This window comes from uncultured Microbacterium sp. (assembly GCF_947489255.1).
GTDB classification, from domain to species: domain Bacteria; phylum Actinomycetota; class Actinomycetes; order Actinomycetales; family Microbacteriaceae; genus Microbacterium; species Microbacterium phycohabitans.
On sequence record NZ_CANLCY010000003.1, the window covers coordinates 251,610 to 271,660 of the forward strand.

Annotated in this window: 12 protein-coding genes; all 12 read right to left on the minus strand. The window is 71.5% G+C overall.

Annotation, left to right across the window (positions count from 1 at the left end):
• Positions 1-116 precede the first annotated feature (116 nt).
• The 12 genes from Q0818_RS08510 to Q0818_RS08565 all read right to left on the minus strand — a co-directional run bounded on the left by Q0818_RS08510 (position 117) and on the right by Q0818_RS08565 (position 19,992).
• The gene (locus Q0818_RS08510; RefSeq protein ID WP_298873553.1) at positions 117-1,676 is read right to left on the minus strand and encodes an Ig domain-containing protein; all 1,560 of its coding nucleotides are present in this window, start codon (positions 1,674-1,676) and stop codon (positions 117-119) included.
• A 29-nt stretch (positions 1,677-1,705) separates the two neighbouring features.
• Positions 1,706-2,806: a hypothetical protein gene (locus tag Q0818_RS08515; protein WP_298873555.1), complete on the minus strand. Its 1,101-nt coding sequence runs from the start codon at positions 2,804-2,806 to the stop codon at positions 1,706-1,708.
• Between the two features lie 88 nt (positions 2,807-2,894).
• On the minus strand, positions 2,895-5,573 hold the full coding sequence (locus Q0818_RS08520; protein ID WP_298873557.1) for a hypothetical protein: 2,679 nt from the start codon (positions 5,571-5,573) through the stop codon (positions 2,895-2,897).
• Positions 5,574-5,718: 145 nt separating this feature from the next.
• Positions 5,719-7,314 carry a phosphate ABC transporter substrate-binding protein PstS gene (gene pstS / locus Q0818_RS08525; protein WP_298873559.1) on the minus strand — a complete coding sequence of 532 codons (1,596 nt, stop codon included), beginning with the start codon at positions 7,312-7,314 and terminating at the stop codon, positions 5,719-5,721.
• Entirely contained in the window at positions 7,311-8,630 is a 1,320-nt protein-coding gene (gene pstA / locus Q0818_RS08530; protein WP_298873561.1) for a phosphate ABC transporter permease PstA, read from the minus strand. Before pstA ends, pstS begins: the two co-directional genes overlap by 4 nt.
• Positions 8,630-9,646: a phosphate ABC transporter permease subunit PstC gene (gene pstC / locus Q0818_RS08535; protein ID WP_298873563.1), complete on the minus strand. Its 1,017-nt coding sequence runs from the start codon at positions 9,644-9,646 to the stop codon at positions 8,630-8,632. Before pstC ends, pstA begins: the two co-directional genes overlap by 1 nt.
• Positions 9,647-10,086: 440 nt before the next feature.
• Entirely contained in the window at positions 10,087-11,787 is a 1,701-nt protein-coding gene (locus tag Q0818_RS08540) for a PASTA domain-containing protein (protein WP_298873565.1), read from the minus strand.
• Positions 11,784-12,320, minus strand: coding sequence for a hypothetical protein (locus Q0818_RS08545; RefSeq protein ID WP_298873567.1), 537 nt, complete (start codon positions 12,318-12,320; stop codon positions 11,784-11,786). The genes Q0818_RS08540 and Q0818_RS08545 overlap by 4 nt, the downstream gene beginning before the upstream one ends.
• 206 nt (positions 12,321-12,526) lie before the next feature.
• Positions 12,527-13,120, minus strand: coding sequence for a recombination mediator RecR (gene recR, locus Q0818_RS08550; RefSeq protein WP_056229546.1), 594 nt, complete (start codon positions 13,118-13,120; stop codon positions 12,527-12,529).
• Positions 13,120-16,146, minus strand: a complete 3,027-nt coding sequence (locus Q0818_RS16720) for a DNA polymerase III subunit gamma and tau (RefSeq protein WP_366943135.1) — start codon at positions 16,144-16,146, stop codon at positions 13,120-13,122. Before Q0818_RS16720 ends, recR begins: the two co-directional genes overlap by 1 nt.
• Positions 16,147-16,598: 452 nt before the next feature.
• Positions 16,599-19,136, minus strand: a complete 2,538-nt coding sequence (locus tag Q0818_RS08560) for a glycosyl hydrolase family 65 protein (protein WP_298873570.1) — start codon at positions 19,134-19,136, stop codon at positions 16,599-16,601.
• A gap of 121 nt (positions 19,137-19,257) precedes the next feature.
• Entirely contained in the window at positions 19,258-19,992 is a 735-nt protein-coding gene (locus Q0818_RS08565; RefSeq protein ID WP_298873572.1) for an HAD family phosphatase, read from the minus strand.
• Positions 19,993-20,051 lie beyond the last annotated feature (59 nt).

Here is a 20,051-nt window from a genome sequence, read left to right on the forward strand (position 1 = left end):
GTGTCGCCGAGGTGAACGAGGGCTGATGGGCACGGATCGAGCGCGAGCGCTCGCCGGCGCAGGACCGCGCGGAGGGATCGATCCGATCCCTCCGCGCGGTCGGAGCGCGGGTCAGCTCACTTGGAGGTGAGAGTGACCGTCAGGGTCGACGTGTAGTCGCCCGTCTGCGCGTCCTTCGGAGCGGTGAAGGTGAGGTCGGCGTCGAAGAGCGCACCCGTGGTGAGCGTCGAAACGGCCGTGCTCGAGGCGATCTTCGAGCCCGTGCCCACGGTCACACCGGTGATGGGGGTGTAACCGGAGAACGCCTTCGGCGCCACCGCGAGAGCGGTCGCGGGGATCTCGTCGCCCGCACCGTTCGTGAAGGGGCTCCACGCGGCAGTGAGGTCCCAGCCCTTGAGGACGTTGCGGTCGTCGACGACGGTGACCTTGCCGAGGGGCTTGGTCACGCTCTTGTCGCGCGCGACGCTGCCGAAGTCCACCTTGGTGGCCTCGGCGTTGAGCGACCACAGATCGCTCGCGGTCACGGCGGCGGTCAGGTCGATGTTGTCGGCGACCGGGTCGCCCGACTCCGAGACCTTCGTGAAGGTGTCCCAGGCGAGGATGCCGAAGTCGGCGTCGCCGGGGGTCACGAGGGCGATCGTGTGCTCGCCGCCGGGGAGGCTAGAGATGTCGACCGAGAAGTTGCCGTTGCCGTCATCGGTCACCTGGCCCAGGTCGGTGCGCTCCGACCAGGCCCAGGCCTCGAGCGTCTTGCCCTTGTTGGCTGCACCCGCGGGGACGACGACGGTCTTGGCGCCCTTGGCCGGGTCGGCGACGTCGACCTTGTTCGCCGAGGAGCCCGAGGGCTTGTCGGGTCCCGTCTTGCCGGTGGTGACGGTGCCCGAGAAGGCCTTCTCGGCGCTTCCCGCACTGTTCGTCGCGACAGCGGTGAAGCTGTACGCACCGCCGGCGGTGGGCGTTCCCGAAACGACGCCGGTGGACGCATCGAGGCGCAGGCCGGCGGGAAGCGAGCCGCCGTCCTTGATCGACCACGTGATCGGTGCGGTGCCGTCGGCGGTCAGCGTCTGCGAGAACGCGGTGCCGACGACCAGGCCGTCGACAGTGCCGGTGACGGTGGTCGGAGCCGAGGCCGAGGGTCCCGAGCTCTGCGGGTCGAACGTCCAGTCACCACCGGGCTTGACGTGGATGCCGACGTACTTCACGCCGGCGTTGGCGATGTTGAGGCCGTTGTTGCGAGTCCACGCGAAGCCGAGGCTGAAATCACCGCCGTTCGCCTTGACCTGGGCCCAGTTGCCGAACAGGAAGCCCGAGAGCGTCAGGTTCGGCGACATGATGTCGACTGTGTTGGGGGTGAGCGCACCGTCGCTGGACGCGGTCCAGTCCGCCATGCTGTTCTCTTTGCCCGGCGGGGCGATGAAGTAGGCCACGCCGGTGGCGTCGGGGGTGCCCGGGAAGAGCACGGTGATGTCGTCGACGGTCGGTCCGGGGGTGGCCAGGACCTGCGAGTCCCAGTGCATGACGGTGTCGTCGGCGAGCAGGTGCCCGTCGCCACCGTCGAGGAGGTAGAACTGCGGCGCCGTCGTGGCGGCGTTCGCCGCGGTGGCCGAGAAGCCGCCCGCGAGAAGCGAGACCGCCGTCGCCGCGGCGACGATCGTCCCGAACTTCTTGATGTTCATGAGATGGAGTCCTTTTCCGTTCTCGAGGGTCACAGCGTCGCGAACGCGCGCTGGATGGTGGTGGTGGAGGGGGCGAGGAAGCCGAACTTCTTCTTCACGCCGCCCACGGAGACCGGCAGCGCGCCGAAGCTGGTGAGGCTGTTGGCGACCGACGGGTTGACGAGGTTCGCCAGGCCCGCGTCGTACTTGGCGTCACCGGGGACGATGCGCGCGTATTCGACAACCAGGTAGGTGTCGCGGCCGAAGGTCGCGTCCTTATAGAAGTCGGTGTTGGGCACCAGGTTGGGCGCGGTGCCGGTGAAGGCGGGCTCACCGCCGACCGGCGAACCGAAGTTCACGCCCGAGGCGGTGGTCGTGTTGATGCCGGTGGCGCCGTTGGCCTGCGCGATCCAGCTGGCCGCGCTGAACGGGATGAGGTCGTTCGCGCCGAGCACCGACGCGTCGTTCTCGGGCGTGGTCCCGTTGGCGTCGGTGACGCACGAGCCGAGGGCGGGGTTGCCGATCGCACCGAGGAAGAAGTTCCGCGTGCCCGAACCGCTCTGGGGCAGGCGCGGCTTCACGGTGACGCCGCCGATGGAGGTGGTGGTGCACTCGTAGATGGACTTCAGCTGAGCGGCGCTCAGGGTGGCCCACGACGAGTCCCCACCCTTGTACGCGAAGCCGACGGCGTCGCGGGCGAAGGGGACGTAGGCCAGCAGACCGTTGGCGTTGGCGTTGGAGCCCGGGCCGCTGGAGGAGCGGGCGATGTCGACCTGACCGGTGATCGGACGGGTCGGCACCGCCGCGTTGCCGCTGTACAGCGCGCCGGTGATCGAGGCACGCAGGGCCGTGACGCCCGCGCCCGAACCGGCGGGGCGACCGAAGAACGGGCCGCCCTGCTTGGTCTGGATCGCCGTCGCACCGAACGCGTCGAAGTTGCCGAGCGTCTTGTTGTTGGACGTCACGCGAACCAGCGAGCCCGTGAGGGTCGTGCCGTTCGTGATCGCGTTGACGGAGTCCTGCAGCGTGTCGGAGCCGACCAGCGCGTAGCTGTTCGAGACCGGTTCGGCCGAGGCCATGGAGGCGACGCCGAACCCGGCGATCGCGATACCGCAGGCCGCGCCCATGGCGACCAGCTTCTTGAGCTTCAACTCAATGCCTTTCGATGTGTGATGCAGTGATGTGGGTCGGGTGTTCAGTTGGGAGAGGGCGGGTCGTGGGGGCGTCGGCGTCGTGACGTCAGAGGCGTCGACGGAGGCGGCCGAGCAGCGGGACGGCGAAGGCGGAGGCGAGACCGCCGGCCACGCTGACGGGGAGGGCGGCCGGCAGGGCGCCGAGGTCGGGATCATCGGGGGTCGTCGCTCCCGCGCGGGCCGGCGCGGGTGCTCCCGTCGCCGACGGGTCGGCGACGGTCGTGGCGGCGGTCGAGCCGCTCGCCGTCACCGCTGCAGCGGGAGCACTTCCCACCACACCCCCGCTCGGGAACGGGATGCCGGCGACCGGCGTGGTCGACGACGCCGGCGTCGTCGCCACCGGGCCGCTCCCGGAGGTCGGCATCCGTCCCGCCTCGATGTCGTCGGCGGCGACCTTCGCGAGGTCGCGCCAGGCGTCGGGTAGCGGGAGGAAGCCCTGTGGGAGCTGCCCGATCGCCGTGCCGGGCTGCTGGCCGTCGGTGGCGGCGAATCGGATGAAGGCGGCGTAGCTGCGGCGGAGGTCGGCGTCCGTCGCCTTCGGGTTGACCGCGGCGTACACGGGCATCGTGAGCGGGTAGGCGCCGCGCGCCGCGGCGGCCGCGGGGGACGCCGGGTCAAAGGAGACCACCTGCGCCTGGCCGGAGTCGGGCGTCATGGCCGCGGCCGCGGCGGCCATGGCATCCGTCGTCGCCCCCACGAACTCGCCCGCGGGATTCTTCAGCTCCGCCGTGACGATCTGATACCGCGCGGCGGATGCCGTATCGGTGACGGCGATCACCGTCTGCCGACCGGGCAGGCTCCGGTCCGCCTTGCCGTACTTCGGCGGCGTGGCGATCGGGTCCCAACCGCCGAGGGTTAGTCCGTCGCCGCGGAGCGTGTTGTAGGCGCCGGCATCGAGGTCGTTGACGTACGGCCGCCAGGTGACGAGGTTGACCGGTCCGGAGGCCGCGGTCGCGGCCTGCTCGATCGGATCGGCCTTGGGGAAGTCCTCGCGCGGCAGGATCATCGCCTGCTTCGACGCGTTCGCGTCATCGGTCGTCGCGCTCCACGGATTGACCGTCATGCCCCAGTCGTCGGGGGTGCCCTCGAGGAAACGCCGAGCGGACTCGTCGCTCAACACGTATTGCCAGATCGTGTACGCGGCATCCGATCGCCCCTGCGGGACGAGGGCATCGGCGAGCGACGCGGCCGCGAGCGACTGATACTTCCACTCCGGGTCGTTGATGGCGAGGAAGTCCGGGTCGCTGACGAGATTGCGCGGGTTGAAGACGCGTGTCCCCCCGTCCAGGTGACTCAGGTGATCGCGATCGGCGAAGGTCGGCAGAGAGTCGAGGTAGGAGTTGGTCAGCAGCTTGGCGACGAGCCGCGGCGTGAGTTTGAGCGATGTGAACGGCAATCCGACGCGCGAGCGGTCCGCCTCGGGGACGGTGTCGTCACCGGGCCGGGGGTTGCGGTCGATCGCGAACGAGATGGCAGCTCCCGTCACCGCGACCGGGGCGTAACGGAGGGCGTCCGCGCCCAGACTCGGATCGAGTGGGCGGGAGGTGAGGGCGAGCGGCGCCGGGGCGGTCCCGTTGGCGGCGCGGGCGGCATCCGACTCGGCGCCGGTGATCGCCGAATACACCGATCCGCCCGCTTGGTTGCACACCGCCGGCTGCCACGACGAGATCGCGCGGCTGATCAATTCGCTCCCCGCGAGCTGGCGCTCGCTCGCGCCGATCGGACAGCGCACCCCGAGCGGCTTGAAATCGAGCTTCACCGCGATGCGGTGCTTCCAGGCATCCCAGAACAGACCCGACTTGGTGATGAAGGACGCTCCTGCGTCGGCCTGGCCGCGGGGCAGGATGACGAGCCAGCAGCTCGACCCCGACACGCTGCCGTCGGCGGCGGTGACCGGTGATCCGCAGCCGAGTCCCTGGGACTGCAGAGCGGTCTGCACCTCGAATTTCACCGAGCCGGTACCGTCACCACCTGAACCCGCCCAGGCGACCATGTTGGTGGTGTACTTCGAGAAGAACTCGTTCGTGTTCATGTCGGCCAGGACGTCTCTACCCTCGGCGTCCTTCGTGTACGCGAACTTCCCGTCGGAGACGTTGGCGATCACGCGGCCGTTGGCCGCGCGGAACGGGATGGAGGTGTACGTGGGCGTCGCGAACCCGTCCCCGTAGACCGTGTAGGCCTTGTCCTGGTCGGCGACCGAGGCGTCGCTGTCGCGCGGATCGTCGCGGTGCGATCCGGGCACACCGCCCAGACCGTACTGGCAGGTCGTGCGGTCGGGGGTTCCGGGGTTCGCGGGGTCGTCGCCCCAGCACTGGAAGACCTGCAGGAAGTCGGCGCCGCCGATCTGCGAGCTGGGGACGGTGGAGGGTTTGCCCCCGGTCCACGACACGACGATGCCCTGCGACTCCAGCGCGCGGGTCTGCGACACCGTCACCGCCAGGTCGGGGAACGGGGCGTCGGCGGCGTCGGCGTCCTGCTCCTTGGCCGTGACGGTCACCGCCGAGGAGTCGTCGGCGACGGCGGCCTGACCCGTCGCGAACAGGGTGCCGCTCCCACCCGTGACACCGAAGATGGCGATGCCCGCGGTCACCCCGACCGCTGCCGACGCCAGCAGGCGACGCAGTCGGGCGATCGTCTCGTCGCGGCGTCGGGGCGACGACGCCCGTCGCGCTCGACGGCCCCCGGAGGGGGGCGCGGCGCGGAGACGCTGGCGCGGTTCAGTCACGGGAGTTCCTTCTCGGACGGACGACTCGATCGAGCGTCGAGACCAGTTGACGGGCGGCGGGTGTCGGCGGGATGAACGCGGCGGTAACGAGGCACCGCCGCCGTGGGCTCCACGTGCGAACGGGTGAAAAGACCGGGTGAAACGGTCATCTCGGACGGCGAGCGTCGCGTGCGCGTCGGCCCAGGAACGGCGGGATGAGGATCGCGGCGACCACGAGCAGGCCCGCCGCGAGCATGATGAACTGCGGCGTGCCCCACCCGTTCTCGGCGAGCGAGAACGGCGCCGAGACCGCCGCCGTCGCGCCGCCCGCAGCAGCGGCGGAGACGAGGTTGCCGTTGGCGTCGTACACCGGCTCCGCCGCGGTCGCCGCGACAGCAGCCCCCGCGGCGGCGGGATCGCTCGCGGCGGCAGCGGCGGACGCACCCGTCGTCCCGGCCGCGGCGGCGGCGCTGTTCGATCCCCCGCTCACCCCTCCCGCCCCGGTCGCCGGCGTCTGCTCCTGTGCGCCTCCGGTTCCCTCGACGCACTGGGTCGCACCCTTCTTGTCGCAGTCCGGCGGGGCCGGGGCGGTGAGGGCGAGCTGATTGTTCTCCGGGGAGTCCCCCGGCTTGAAAGTGGGGTTGTTGCAGTTCGCGAAGTCGACGCCCCCTTCGGTTCCGGGGATCTTCTTCAGCACGTCGGAGCCCGCCTGCACGAGGTTCATCGGCAGCGGCGAGTACCCCAGGGCCGACGCCTGCTGCTGCCCCTCGCAGAGCATGTAGGTCGCGAACCGGCTGAGCGTGCGCCCCTTCTCGGCCGTGAAGACCTTGTTCGTCTGCGTGGGCACGATCATGTACGAGTAGCTCGACATCGGATACGCGCGCGGATCGGTGCTGTTGTAGACCCCGTCGAGGTTCTGCGTGAGGTCCGGGTTGATGGCCGCCGACATCAGGGCGACAGCGACCGACTGATACGTCGGCTCGACGTAGTACCCGGCGTTGTTGAGCATCTTGACGACCGGGAAGCCCGACTTCATCGCGTACGAGTACTCGACGTAGGTGATCGCGCCCTCGCCGTAGTTCTGGCTGACGTAGCCGGCAACGCCGAGCGAGCCGTTCTGCCCCTTGAACGCCGGGGTCACTTGGGGGAACTGCGAGCGCATGCCGTAGGTCCAGACGCCGCCGAACTGCTTCGACATCCACAGGGTGAACTGCGCGCTCGTCCCCGATCCGTCCGAGCGGTAGACAGGGGTGATCGAGACGTCGGGCATCGCCAGCGCCGGGTTGTCGGCCTGCACGGCGGGGTCGTTCCACTTCGTGATCTGGCCGGCGAAGATCTTCGCGATGACCTCTCCCGACAGGCGCAGGTTGGTCACCCGCTTCCCGCCGATCTTGAGGTTGTACATCAGCGACGTGCCGCCGGCGACGATCGGCATGTAGGCGTATCCGGTGGTCGGCTTCTCGGGGGGCGAACCGTCTTCGGGCTGGCCCTGGAACGGGATCTCGCTGACCGCGAAGTCGACCGTCTGATTGATGAAGTCGTTGCGACCCGCCGACGACCCCGTGCCGGAGTAGTTGACGGTCATGCCGTAGTTGTTCGCGACGTTCTTGCGCCACTGATCGAGGGCGTTCTGCGACCACGTCGAGCCCGACCCCGAGATGGGGACGTACCCGTCGGCCTGCGCCGGGACGGGCACAAGGGCCACGAGCGTCACGACCGCGAGCGCGGCCGCGATGCGGCCCCAGTGACGACGAAGGTTCACGACGGGTTCTCCTCGGAGGATCGGGGGTGAGGGGCGGCGGTGCCGCGGCGGAACGGGAGACGGGATGCCGAACGGCTCGGCACCGTGAGGCGGCGGGCGGCGCGGGAGAGGGCGGAGGTGCCGTCGCCCATCCGCCGGACGTCCCGTGCGGAGGCCGCAGCCGCGGCGCGGCGCTGACGGTCCGAGAGCTGTCCCGGGCCACGGCCGCCGATGAGGCGCGCGACGATGAAGAGGGTCAGCACGAGCAGGACGAGCGTGGCCGCCGCACCGAACCCGCGCGCGATCATGTTCGGCTCGGGCGACTTGACGAAGTCGAACACCTGCAGCGGGAGCGAGATCATCGGCCCCGAGAAGGGGTTGAGGTTCATCTGCGCCGTCACGCCCGAGGTCAGCAGCACGGGCGAGGTCTCGCCGATGCCACGCGCGGTTCCGAGGATGACCGCGGTGACCAAGCCCGAACGAGAGGTGGGGAGGACGACGTTCCACACCGTGCTCCAGCGGCTCGAGCCCAGCGCGTAGGACGCCTCGCGGAGGTTGTTCGGGACCAGGCGCAGCACCACGTCGGAGGCGCGGATGATGATGGGCAGCATCATCACGCTGATGGCGAGGGACGCCGCGAAACCCGAGCGCTCATGCGTGATGAGCGTGACGACGGCGGCGTAGACGAACAGCCCCGCCACGATCGAGGGCAGCGCGGTCATGGCATCCGATACCGTCCGCACGAAGCGGGCGAACGGCCCGCCGATCTCGTTCAGGAAGACCGCCGTCATCACCCCGAGGGGAATGGTGATGGAGAGGGCGATGCCGATCTGGATGAGCGTGCCCACGATCGCGTGCGCGATGCCGCCCGTGGTCAGCGGATCGAGGGGTCCGGCCGTGGTCATCGTCTCGACGAAGAAATTGCCGTTCATCAGGGCGGAGGAACCACGGATGAGCGTGAAGAACAGGACGAACAGGAGCGCACCCAGCAGGATCACCCCCGCCGAATAGAACAGGGCCGTCACGATCCGCTCGCGCACGGCGAGGCGGTCGGCACGCAGCGACGACATGACCGCGTAGATCCCGAGGAAACCCACGAACGACAGCACGACCCACCCGATGAGGCCCGTCATCGGCGTCAGCCACCCGAACAGCAGCGTCGACACCGCGAGCGCCGCCGCCGCACTGCCCAGCAGGTCGAAGCGGTCGCCGAAGGGCACGGTCCGCAGATCGCGACGCTCGCCGACGTGACCGTCACGGAGCGGGATCGTGGTCCGGATCGGTTCGCCGGGGGTGCCCTCGTCGGCCAGAGGAGTGTCGGGGGTGAGGATGGCCATCAGTTGCTCTCCGCCCCGGAACGGCTCCGGGCCACGATCGTGGAGGCCGTGAAGTTGACGATCAGGGTGATGATGAACAGCACGAGGCCGGCCGCCATCAGAGCCGACAGTCCGAACTGACTCGCCTCGCCGTAGCGGAGGGCGATGAGCGCCGAGACGGAGTTGGTGCCGGTCTTCAGCAGCTGCGTGTTGATGGAGAAGATCGGCGAGATGATCATGACCACCGCGATCGTCTCGCCCAGGGCGCGTCCGAGGCCCAGCATCGTGCCGCCGATAATGCCGCCCCGACCGAAGGGGAGCACCACCGCGCGGATCATCCCCCATCTCGTCGAGCCGAGCGCCAGAGCTCCCTCCCGCTCGCCGAGGGGTGCTTGCGAGAACGCCTCCCGCATGACCGAGGTCTGGGTGGGGACCACCATGAGCGCGACGACGATACCGGCGATGAAGGCCGACGAGGTGAACGCCCCCGCCTCGGTGAGGCGCGCGCCCGCGGCATCCGTGACCTGGAAGATCGGGATCCAGCCGAAGTAAGTGGAGATCCATTCGGCCACGGGGATGACGTTCGCCTGCAGGAAGAACACCCCCCACAGCCCGAACACCACACTCGGGACGGCCGCCATCAGGTCGACCATCGTGATGAGCAGGGACCGGAGGCGCGCAGGCACGATCTCGCTGATCAGCAGCGCCGTGCCGAGGGCGAGCGGGACCGAGACCGACATCGCGACGATGGCGATCGTGACGGTGCCGAACAGGACCGCGGCGACGCCGAAGGTGCCGGTCTCCGGCGACCACTCCTGGGTGGTGAGGAACGAAGGTCCCGCGACCAGGAGCGCATCTCCCGCGCGCGCCGTGAGGAAGACGCCCACGGCCAGCATGACGGCCACCGTGATGGCGCCCGCCGTGTAGGCGCTGCCGCGGAAGATCCGGTCGACCACGACCGGGGCGCTCTTGAGCGATCGCGGTTCGATCGGCCCCGCGGCCTGCCGAGGCAGGACCTCCGTGGTGATGTCGGTCATCGCGTTCTCCATCGAGCGCGGTCGGCCGTGCGCTGCCCCACGGTCCGGGGCGGGCGGAACGGGGGCGCGTGCGCAGGACCGGCGACGCGCGTCGCTCGTGTGCCGGGAACCGGCTCGGGGCAGCCGGTATCAGCGACGGTAGGAGCGGGCTGTGAACGCGGCCGGGACCGATCCCCCACACGCCCTGGCCGCCGAGTGAACGCCGAGCGAGCGAAGGTGAACGACGGACGTCGGCGGGCGCAGGGGCCGGGGGCGGGGGCGCGGGGCGCCAGTGCGCGTGGGGGCGCGGGGCGCGAGGTCGCGGTGAGGGAAGGCGCGGGGGCGCGAGGGCGCGTGGGGACGCCGCACCGTCGACGACGAGCGGTGTCCGGATCCCGGGTCATCACCGTCGCGAAGGGCGCGTGGCCGCGCCGTTCCGCGGCGCGAGCCCGCCGGACCCGTCAGCGAGAGGACGGTGTGGGCGTCGGCGTGGGGGTCGGCGTCGGCGAGGAGGTCGGTGACGGCGACGAAGGAGCGTGCGTGGGGACGGGAGCCGTCGCCACGAGCACGCGCACCTCGGTGCCGAGGGTGAGCGAGCTCCCGGCCGCCGGCTCGAGGGCCACGACGAGCCCCTCCGGACGCTCGGACACCAGGGCCACGAGCATCGTGGCGAAGCCGGCCGCACGCAGGCGCGAGGTCGCCGTCGCGGCATCCATCCCCGACACCTCCGGGATCACGTTCGACCCGGATGCCACGACCAGCGCCACCGCACTGTCGCGGGGCACCGAGGAACCCGCACCGGGGATCGATTCGAGGACGGTGCCGGCGACGGCGGCCTCGTCGCGCACGGCGACGTCTCCCACTCGCAGTCCGGCCGACGCGAGGACGGAGGGCGCATCGGCGAGGGTGGTGAGTCCGGGGACGGTGACGGGGGGCGGGGTGGTCGGGCTCGCGACGGGCGGAGCGGGATCCGAAGCGACGGCGGACGGCGTGGGGTGGGGCGCCTGGGTCGCCGACCGCGCGACGGGGACCTCACGCCCCGCGCTTGCCATGAGGGGCACGGCCGTCGCGGCCGCGACGAGGACGACGGTGATCGCGACGACCGTGCCCCACCCCGTCGAGCGACGCACGGGTGACGGTGGCGCCGGAACGGCCGGCTGTGCGGCGGCGGAGCGAGCAGCGGCGGGGCGAGCGAGCGTGGGAGGGAGAGTCGCGGCGACGGTCGTCGTGGCCGGTCGGGGTTGTGCGGTCGGGGGCGTCCGCATCGCCTGCACCCGGGCGTCGAGCAACGCTCCTCGCATCTCCCGGGCATCGGCGAAACGGTCGTCGGGCTCCTTCAGCAGGGCGCGCACCACCACGCGGTCGAGCGCCGGGGGGATCCCGCGCCGGCCCACCGAAGGAACGGGCGGCGGTGCGCTCAGATGCGCCCGCGTCACCGCGAGCCGGTCACCGCCATCGAACGGCGGGCGCCCGGTGAGCGCGAAGAAGAGGAGACCGCCGACCTGGTACAGATCGCCACGCGGCCCCACCGGCCGACCGGCCAGCTGCTCGGGAGAGGCGTACTGCACGTTGCCAACGACGCCGGCCGGGACCCCCGAGACGGCGCTTCGCAGCACGTCGTCGCCGTGAGCGGTGCGGCCCGCGGCGTCGGCGAGACCGAAGTCGAGAAGAGTCGCGCGAAGGGCACCGTCGTCCTCCCGCCGCACGAGGACGTTCGAGGGTGACACGTCGCGATGCACGACGCCCGCCGCGTGCGCCGCTGCCAGTCCCGCCAGCACGTCTGCGCCGACGGTCACGACCTCAGTCGACGTCAGCGGCCCCTCTGCGCGGACGTGCTCGAACAGTGGGCGACCCGGAACGCGCTCCTGCGCGATCCAGGCGATCGGGATGCCATGGTCGTCGAACACGCCGATGTCGACGATGACGACGACGGCGGGATGCACGACCTGCGCCGCGCGCCGGGCCTCGGCGAGGAACGCATCGCGGACCGCCGCGCTCTCCGACAGGTGCGGGTGCAGGACCTTGACCGCCAGTCGTCGGCCCGTGACGGAGTCCACGGCGGCGAAAACCGACGCCGTTCCTCCCGACCCGAGCAGCTCTCCGAGACGGAACCGCCCGGCGATCAGGCTGGTGCCGCTCGACGGATCGCCCTGGCCCGTCACGTGGAACGCTCGAGCACGCGGGACCGCCGACCCGAGGCCGTTCCGATGCTGACGGTCTCGGTGACGGCGGCGGAGGCGAGGACGGCCGTCGCCATCCGGCCGGCCGCCACCGCTTCCCCGGCCGACTCGTACCACCGCGCGCTGGTGACGATCGGGCGTCCTCCGCCGCGCAGCACCCAGGCGTGCTTGGTGGCCGTGGGACCGCGCACGGCGCTCAACTGCAGGTCGGCGATGCGTCGCTGGTCGGCGACGGCCGCCTCGACGGCGGCGGCCGGCGAGGAGAACACCGCGGCGCACCGGGCGAGTTCGCGGTTGTTGGTCGCCAGCAGACGCCAGACGCCGAACACCCCCAGCGAGACCAGTCCGGCGCCGGGCACGACTTCCTCGGCGGCGATCGGGGAGGCGGCGAACTCGGGTAGGACGTACGAGCGGAAGAGCAGCCACGCGGCGAGTCGCGGATCGTAGGACGATCGGAAAGTGTCGAAGATCACGCGGCCCCGGCGGGCGGGCGCGACGGAGAGCTGGTCGCTCACGGAATGGCCCCTGTCTGACGGACCTCTGTGCGGGACTTACGGGTCGTCCGGCACTGCTCCGCAGAGATGAAAGTGCTCCTCCCGCCTTGCCGCGCCGCGAGCAACGGGTGAACGCGCGGTTCACCACCCCGCAACGGATGACGCACGCGCGCGGCACGGGCATCGCTCGCCGGACACCGCGACGGCTCGACGCGCTGGAGGGGTGGTCAGAGCGTGCGGCGCCCCTCGAAGGCGCGACCGAGGGTCACTTCGTCGGCGTATTCGAGGTCGCCGCCGACCGGGAGACCGGATGCCAAGCGCGTGACGCGGATCTCGAGGGTGTGCAGCAGTCGGCTGAGGTAGGTGGCCGTCGCCTCACCCTCGAGGTTCGGGTTGGTGGCGAGGATGACCTCTTGCACGGTGCCGTCGGCCAGTCGCTGCATGAGCTGGGTGACGCGGAGGTCGTCGGGTCCGATGCCCGCGATGGGACTGATGGCCCCGCCGAGCACGTGGTACAGGCCGCGGAACTCCCTCGTGCGCTCGATCGCCGCGACGTCTTTCGCGTCTTCGACCACGCAGATGAGAGTCGCGTTGCGCCGGGGGTCGCGACAGATGGAGCAGCGATCCTGCTCGGAGACGTTGCCGCAGATCTCGCAGAACTTCACCTTGTCGCGGATCTCGCCGAGCAGCGTCGACAACCGCGAGACGTCGAACGACGGCGACTGCAGGATGTGGAACGCGATGCGCTGGGCCGACTTCGGGCCGATCCCGGGCAGCCGCCCGAACTCGTCGATCAGGTCTTGGACGATGCCGTCGTACATCAGCTGAACCTCGTCGGGGGCTCGTAGGGTTCGTCGCGCACGTACGTGGCGCCGAGCATCTGCCGCACCACGGCCTCGCCGTAGCGCTGCACGCCGCCGCGAAGCGGAGCCATGCGGGGCACGACGACGGGAGGCAGCGGCGCCTCGGTCTCGTCGGCGGGCGGGATGACGTCGTCGTCGTCGACCTCGTCGGGCGCGGGCACCGACGGCGCGACCTCGCGCGGGGGCAGCACCGCCCCGGAGGGCGGCGCGGTCTGCGCGGGTTCGACCACCGCGTCGTCGGGCTCGTCGTCGACGGCTAGGGCGGTGGGCGCTCCCCCGTCCGACGACGGGATGGGGGCGACCGCCCACTCCGTCACCGAGGAAGCGTAGGGTGCCGAGGTCGACGGGCTTCGCGGACCGGATGCCGGAGCGACCGGGCCACGGGTGCTCCCCGGTCCGGACGACGGGGCGTCGGCCGGCCGTCGCGGGGAGCCGCCCGGACCGCCATCGCCGTCGAGGCGCGCGAGGTACTTCACGCGAACACCCAGGACCGCCTGGATCGCCTGACGCAGGTCTTCGCTCGGACCGCCCTCGGGGGTGCGGGTCTTGAACGCCGTGAGGTCTGCCGCGGTGCGGAAGGCCAGGGTGAGCACGTCGGCGTCGAAGGCGGCGACGGTGGCCGTGGACACCACCAGCCACGACGACCTGCTCGACACATCGAGCTGGCCGAGCACCTCGGGCCACGCGTCTCGCACGTGGCCCAATTCGATCGGGCCGACGGGGATCGCGGGCGGGGTCGGCGCGGTCGGCTCGAGAGGCGTGGGGTCGTCGGTGGCGGCGCTGGCGTCCGTCGGTGCGGACGACATCGGACGGTCGGATGCCGGGGTGAGACGCGCCGCACGGGAGGTGTGCGCGGACGCCTCAGGAGTGCCGGGGCTCCCGGTCGACGTGGTCGGGGGCGTCGCGTCAGCGGGGGCTGGCGCCTCGGAGACCGCGGTCGCCTCGAAGGTAGCGGCCGCCTCGGACGGCGCACTCGGCTCGGACGCGGATGCGTCGGAGGGGGCGGTCGCATCTGTGGACGGTGCGCCCTCCGCGGCGGAGCGCGATGCACCGGGTGCCGGCGCCGCCGCGACCTGCGAACCGGGCGTCGGGGCCAGGTCGAAGGGGTGCGCGTCACCGTCGTCGTCGAAGGGCGGTGGTGCATCGTCGTCGGTGAACGGCGGCGGCGCGTCGTCGTCGGCGGCGAGAGACGGCTCGGAGCCGGCGGGCGTCGCCGACGCGCTCGGCGCGATCTTCGGACGGGCGGAAGCCGCGTGAGCGCCCCGCGGGCTCGGGGCTGCAGGCGGGGCGGCATCCGTCTGCGACCGGTCCGACGCCGCGCCGGGGTCGGCGATACCGGGAGCAGCCGGGGGCGCCGACGCGGGAGCAGGGGACGCGACCGTCGATGCATCGCCGGGTGCGGCCACGGTCGGTGCGGCTGCGGGCGACACCGCGGGTGCGGCACCCGGCGACGCCACCGTGGGCGCTGCGACACCGGGCGACGCCACCTTCGGCGACGCGTCGGGGGCCGCCACGGTCGGGGCGGCGACACCGGGCGACGCCACCCTCGGCGACGCGCCGGGCGAGGCGACGGCGGGCGAGGCGACGGTCGGCGAGGCGACACTCGGCGCGGCAACGCTCGGCGAGGCGACGCCGGGGGCGGCGATGCGCGGTGCGCCCGGCGACGCGATCGCGGGCGACGCGGCCGCGGGAGCGGCGACGCGCGGGGTGGGCGTCGTTCCCCCGCTGTGCCGATCGGCGACGCCGGGGGCGGCGATGTCGGCGGCGGGCGAGGCCGGACGCCCGGTCGCGGGGGCGACGGGAGCGGAGGCTCCTGCGTGCGCGACGTCGAGACCGTGGGCTGTCGCCGGGGCGGTGCCCTGCGCGACGCCGGCGTGGGTGAGCACGCGGGCGACGAGGAGCTCGAGCTGCAGACGCGGAGAGGTGGCCCCGGTCATCTCGTCGAGCGCGGCGACCACGAGGTCGGCCGTCCGCGAGAGGCGATGCACGCCGAAGGCGGTGGCCTGTCGCGCCATGCGCTCGAGCTCGTCGTCGGGGACGCCGCGCAGAACGGCCGAGGCCCCCGCGCCGGTGGCGGCCACGACGATCAGATCGCGCAGGCGCTCGAGCAGGTCGTCGACGAAGCGGCGCGGGTCTTGACCGGTCTGCACGACACGGTCGACCGCGGCGAACGCCCCTCCCCCGTCTCCGGCGGCGAACGCGTCGACGACCTCGTCGAGGAGCTCGGAGTGCGTGTAGCCCAGCAGCGCGACGGCTCGCTCGTAGCGCACGAGCACGTGGCCTTCGGCATCCGCGTCGCTGCCGGCGATGAGCTGGTCGAGCAGCGACAGCGTGTCGCGGGGCGACCCTCCCCCGGCGCGGACGACGAGCGGCAGCACTCCCGCTTCGACGTCGACGCCCTCGCTCTCGCAGAGCTCTTGCACGTACTCGAGCATGGCCGCGGGCGGGACGAGGCGGAACGGATAGTGATGGGTGCGCGAGCGGATGGTGCCGAGCACCTTCTCGGGCTCGGTGGTCGCGAAGATGAACTTCACGTGCGCGGGGGGCTCCTCGACGAGCTTCAGCAGGGCGTTGAACCCCTGCTGGGTGACCATGTGCGCCTCATCGAGGATGAAGATCTTGAAGCGGTCGCGGGCGGGCGCGAAGATGGCCCGCTCCCGCAGGTCGCGCGCGTCGTCGACGCCGTTGTGGCTCGCCGCGTCGATCTCGACGACATCGAGGGATCCGCCGCCGCCGCGACCGAGCTCGACGCAGCTGTCGCACACGCCGCAGGGGGTGTCGGTGGGACCGGCCGCGCAGTTGAGGCAGCGCGCCAGAATGCGGGCCGACGTGGTCTTTCCGCAGCCGCGCGGACCGGAGAACAGATACGCGTGACCCACGCGGTCGCTGCGCAGGGCGGTCATGAGCGGTTCGGTCACCTGCGACTGCCCGATCATCTCGCCGAACGCCTCGGGGCGGTATCGGCGGTACAGGGCTGTCGTCACCCCTCCAGCCTACGGCGTCCCTCCGACATCGCTCCCGTGACCGACCCCGACCGGGTGCGCACCGCGCGCGCCGGCACAGGAGATCGCGCCGGAGCAGGCCGATGCCCGCGGCATCCGTCCTGTTCTCGGCGGATCCCCTGCTCCCGGCGACCAGCGCCGCTCGGGCGACGCCGCGAACCATCGCACGTCGTGCGACCGAGACGTCCCGCGCGTCGCCGCACGCCCGCGGCCGCGGCCCCGGCCCCGGCCCCGGCGCCGGAATCACCCCGGGGCAGGCCGATCGCGCGGCATCCGTCCTGCTCTCAGCGGATCCCCTGTTCTCGACGACCCACGTCGACGTCCCGGGGCCGGCCGGCCGATGCCCCCTCGAAAGCGGGAGACGACCGTTCCCGCCGCCGCGACGACGAACGCGGCGACACCCCCGAAGGAGTGACGCCGCGTCCGAGCGGGAGTCAGAAGCCGCCGTCGAGACCCACCGCGATGGGCGATTCGTCGTCGCTCACGATGGGAATCGTCGCGGTGACGATGGGCACCGATGCCGAGAGCAGGGTGCCGTCCTCGCGCACCGAGCCCTCGAGCTGGCGGATGGACGGACGGCCCGGCCGCACCGGACCCTGACCGTGCAGGGCCACGCGAACGGTCTCGCCCGGCGCCACGGTGTAGTCGACGTCGCGCACCGCGAAAGCGACCGTGCCGCCCTCTCCCCCGGCCCGCAGCGTCAGGGCCGAGGCGGTGAGGGTGACGTCGAGCCGCGTGCCGTGCCAGTGCAGCACGTATGACAGCTCCGGCCAGTCGGCCGGGAGGCGCGGGTCGAAGGTCAGCCGACCGAAGTGGTCGCGCATGCCGCCGAAGCCGCTCACGAGCGCCGTCCACACCCCACCGGCCGAGGCGACGTGCACGCCGTCGGAGGCGTTGTGGTGCAGGTCGCCGAGGTCGACGAACGCGGCCTGGCGGAAGTACTCCAGCGCGAGGTCCTGATAGCCCACCTCGGCGGCGAGGATCGACTGCACGACCGCCGACAGCGTGGAGTCGCCGGTGGTCAGCGGGTCGTAGTACTCGAAGTCGGCGAGCTTCTCGGCATCCGTGAAGTGATTGCCCTGGAGGAACAGCGCGAGCACCACGTCGGCCTGCTTGAGCACCTGGTACCGGTAGATCACCAGGGGGTGGAAGTGCAGCAGCAGCGGGCGCTGGTCGGGCGGGGTGTTCTCGAGGTCCCAGATCTCGCGTTCGAGGAACACGGCGTCCTGGGGATGGATGCCGAGGGCCTCGCTGAACGGGATGTGCATGGCCTCGGCCGCCTTCTCCCACCGCTCGGGCTCCGAAGGGTCGAGGTTCATGCGGTCGGCCATGTGCGCGTAGGCCTCGGGGTCGTTCTCGGCGAGGTCGCGCACCGTGCGCGCGGCGAAGCGGAGGTTGAAGCGCGCCATGACGTTGGTGAACAGGTTGTCGTTGACGACGGTGGTGTACTCGTCGGGCCCGGTCACGCCGTGGATGTGGAACGAGTCGTGCTCGCCATCGGCGGCGGCGTCGCTGGAGCGCCAGAAGCCGAGCGTCGACCACAGGCGCGCCGTGTCGACGGCGATGTCGACGCCCTCGCGGGCCAGGAACTCCTCGTCGCCGGTGGCGCGGACGTACTTCGCGAGGGCGAAGGCGACGTCGGCGTTGATGTGGTACTGCGCGGTGCCGGCGGCGTAGTACGCCGAGGCCTCTTCGCCGTTGATCGTGCGCCAGGGGAAGAGGGCGCCGGCCTCGTTGAGCTGGTGCGCGCGCTTGCGGGACGCGGGAAGCATCAGATAGCGCATGCGCAGGGCGTTGCGCGCCCACAGCGGCGACGTGTACGCGAGGAACGGCAGGACGTAGACCTCGGTGTCCCAGAAGTAGTGGCCGCTGTACCCCGACCCGGTCACGCCCTTCGCGGGCACGCCCTGGCCGTCGGCGCGGGCCGCGGCCTGCGCCAGCTGGAACAGGCACCAGCGGGTGGCCTGCTGCAGGTCGCCGTGGCCGCCGATGCGCACGTCGGAGCGGTCCCAGAAGTCGGCGTACCAGGCGATCTGCTGCTCGACGAGGCGGTCGATGCCCGTCTCGACGGCGCGGTCGAGGGTGCGGCGGCAGCGGTCGAGGAGTTCGCCCGTGGGCACGCCGCGCGACGTGTGGTAGCTCACCAGCTTGGTGATGGTGGTGGGCACGCCGGCGCGCGCGTGCACGCGGTAGACGTTCTTCGCGATGTCGGGCTCGATCAGACGACGCGACGTGTACTCGTTCTGCGTGTCGACGAGGTGGTCGGCGATGACGGCCAGGGTCATGCCCGATTCGCTGACCTCGTAGCTCAAAGCAGAGCGTTCGCCGTCCTGCCAGTACTCGCGCGGCTGGAGCACGCGATCGCTGAGCTTCTCGGTCTTGCGCGGGTCGAACCCGGATTGCGGGGTTGCCATCGGCGAGCCGCCGTAGATGCCCTCGCCGTCTTGGCGGTTGAGCAGCTGACTGCTGACGGTGACCGGCGCGTCGGAATCGAGGACGGTGACGGTCAGGCGCAGCACGGCGAGGTGCTTCTCGTCGAACGACACGAAGCGCTCGTCCTGGATGCGCACGCGCTTGCCCGAGGGCGTCACCCACAGGATGTCGCGGCGGAGGATGCCCTGGCGCATGTCGAGCACGCGCTCGTACTCGCGCACGTCGGCGACGTCGAGCGAGAGCGGCTCGTCGTCGACGTAGACGCGCAGGACTTTGGCATCCGGTGCGTTGATGATCGTCTGGCCGACCTCGGCGAAGCCGTAGGCCTGCTCGGCGTGACGGATCGGGAAGGTCTCGTGGAAGCCATTGATGAACGTGCCCTGCTCGAGGGCGAAGCGTCCTTCGATGGAGTTGCCGCGCAGGCCCAGGTAGCCGTTGCCGACGGCGAAGAGGGTCTCGGTGACCCCCACGTCGTCGAGCGAGAACTGGGTCTCGACGAGTCGCCACTCGTCGATGGGGAAGCGATCGCGATCGATCATCGGGCGTGCCTTCCGGTGGCGGGTTCAGGTCGGAGCGCGACGGCATCGAGCCGTCGGCACGGGTGGTGCACGGTCTCGCCGCTCGGGAACGGCGACGGGGGCGCCGCGCGCAGGCGACGGCTCAGTCTACGAACGCGGAGAGGTCGTCGACGACCACGGTCGCGCCGGCTGTGGAGAGGTCGTCGGCGCCGACGCCGCGGTCCACGCCCACCACGACGCCGTACCCGGCCGCGACGGCCGATCGCACGCCGCTGAGGGCGTCCTCGACCGCGACCGACCGCGCGGGATCGACGCCCAGCATGCGAGCCGCCTCGGCGAACACGTCGGGGGCGGGCTTGGATGCCAGGTGGTCGCGCTCGGCGACCACGCCGTCCATCACGACGGGGAACCGGTCGCGCAGGCCCGCGGCCTCGAGCACCTCGACGGCGTTCTTCGAGCTCGACACGACAGCGATCGGGGTGCCGGCGGCCTGGAGCACGTCGAGGAGGGCGACGGACCCGGGATAGGGCCGGATGCCCTCGCTGCGGAGGATGCGCGAGAACACCTCGTTCTTGCGGTTGCCCACCCCGCAGACGGTGTCTTCGCTCGGGTCGTCCGACGGGTCGCCCCACGGCACCTCCACGTCGCGGCTGCGCAGCAGACTGGCCACGCCGTCGTAGCGCTTCTTGCCGTCGACGTACTCGAAGTAGTCGCGATCGGTGTACGCCGGCTCGATCTTCCACGCCGCGAAGAGCTCGTCGAACATCGTCTTCCACGCGCGCATGTGCACCTCGGCGGTGGGGGTGAGGACCCCGTCGAGGTCGAACAGCACGCCGTCGAAAGACGTGAGGTCGGGCAGGTCGGGGCTGTCGGTCACGGCGTGCTCCAGATCGGGGTGTGCGGTGGCGCGAGCGCCCGGAGCGCCGCTCCTCCAGC

Excerpts from the sequence above, each read along its gene's own strand:
- Q0818_RS08510 (WP_298873553.1), bottom strand. The coding sequence starts at position 1,676 with ATGAACATCAAGAAGTTCGGGACGATCGTCGCCGCGGCGACGGCGGTC.
- pstA (WP_298873561.1), bottom strand. The coding sequence starts at position 8,630 with ATGGCCATCCTCACCCCCGACACTCCTCTGGCCGACGAGGGCACCCCC.
- pstC (WP_298873563.1), bottom strand. The coding sequence starts at position 9,646 with ATGACCGACATCACCACGGAGGTCCTGCCTCGGCAGGCCGCGGGGCCG.
- recR (WP_056229546.1), bottom strand. The coding sequence starts at position 13,120 with ATGTACGACGGCATCGTCCAAGACCTGATCGACGAGTTCGGGCGGCTG.
- Q0818_RS08560 (WP_298873570.1), bottom strand. The coding sequence starts at position 19,136 with ATGATCGATCGCGATCGCTTCCCCATCGACGAGTGGCGACTCGTCGAG.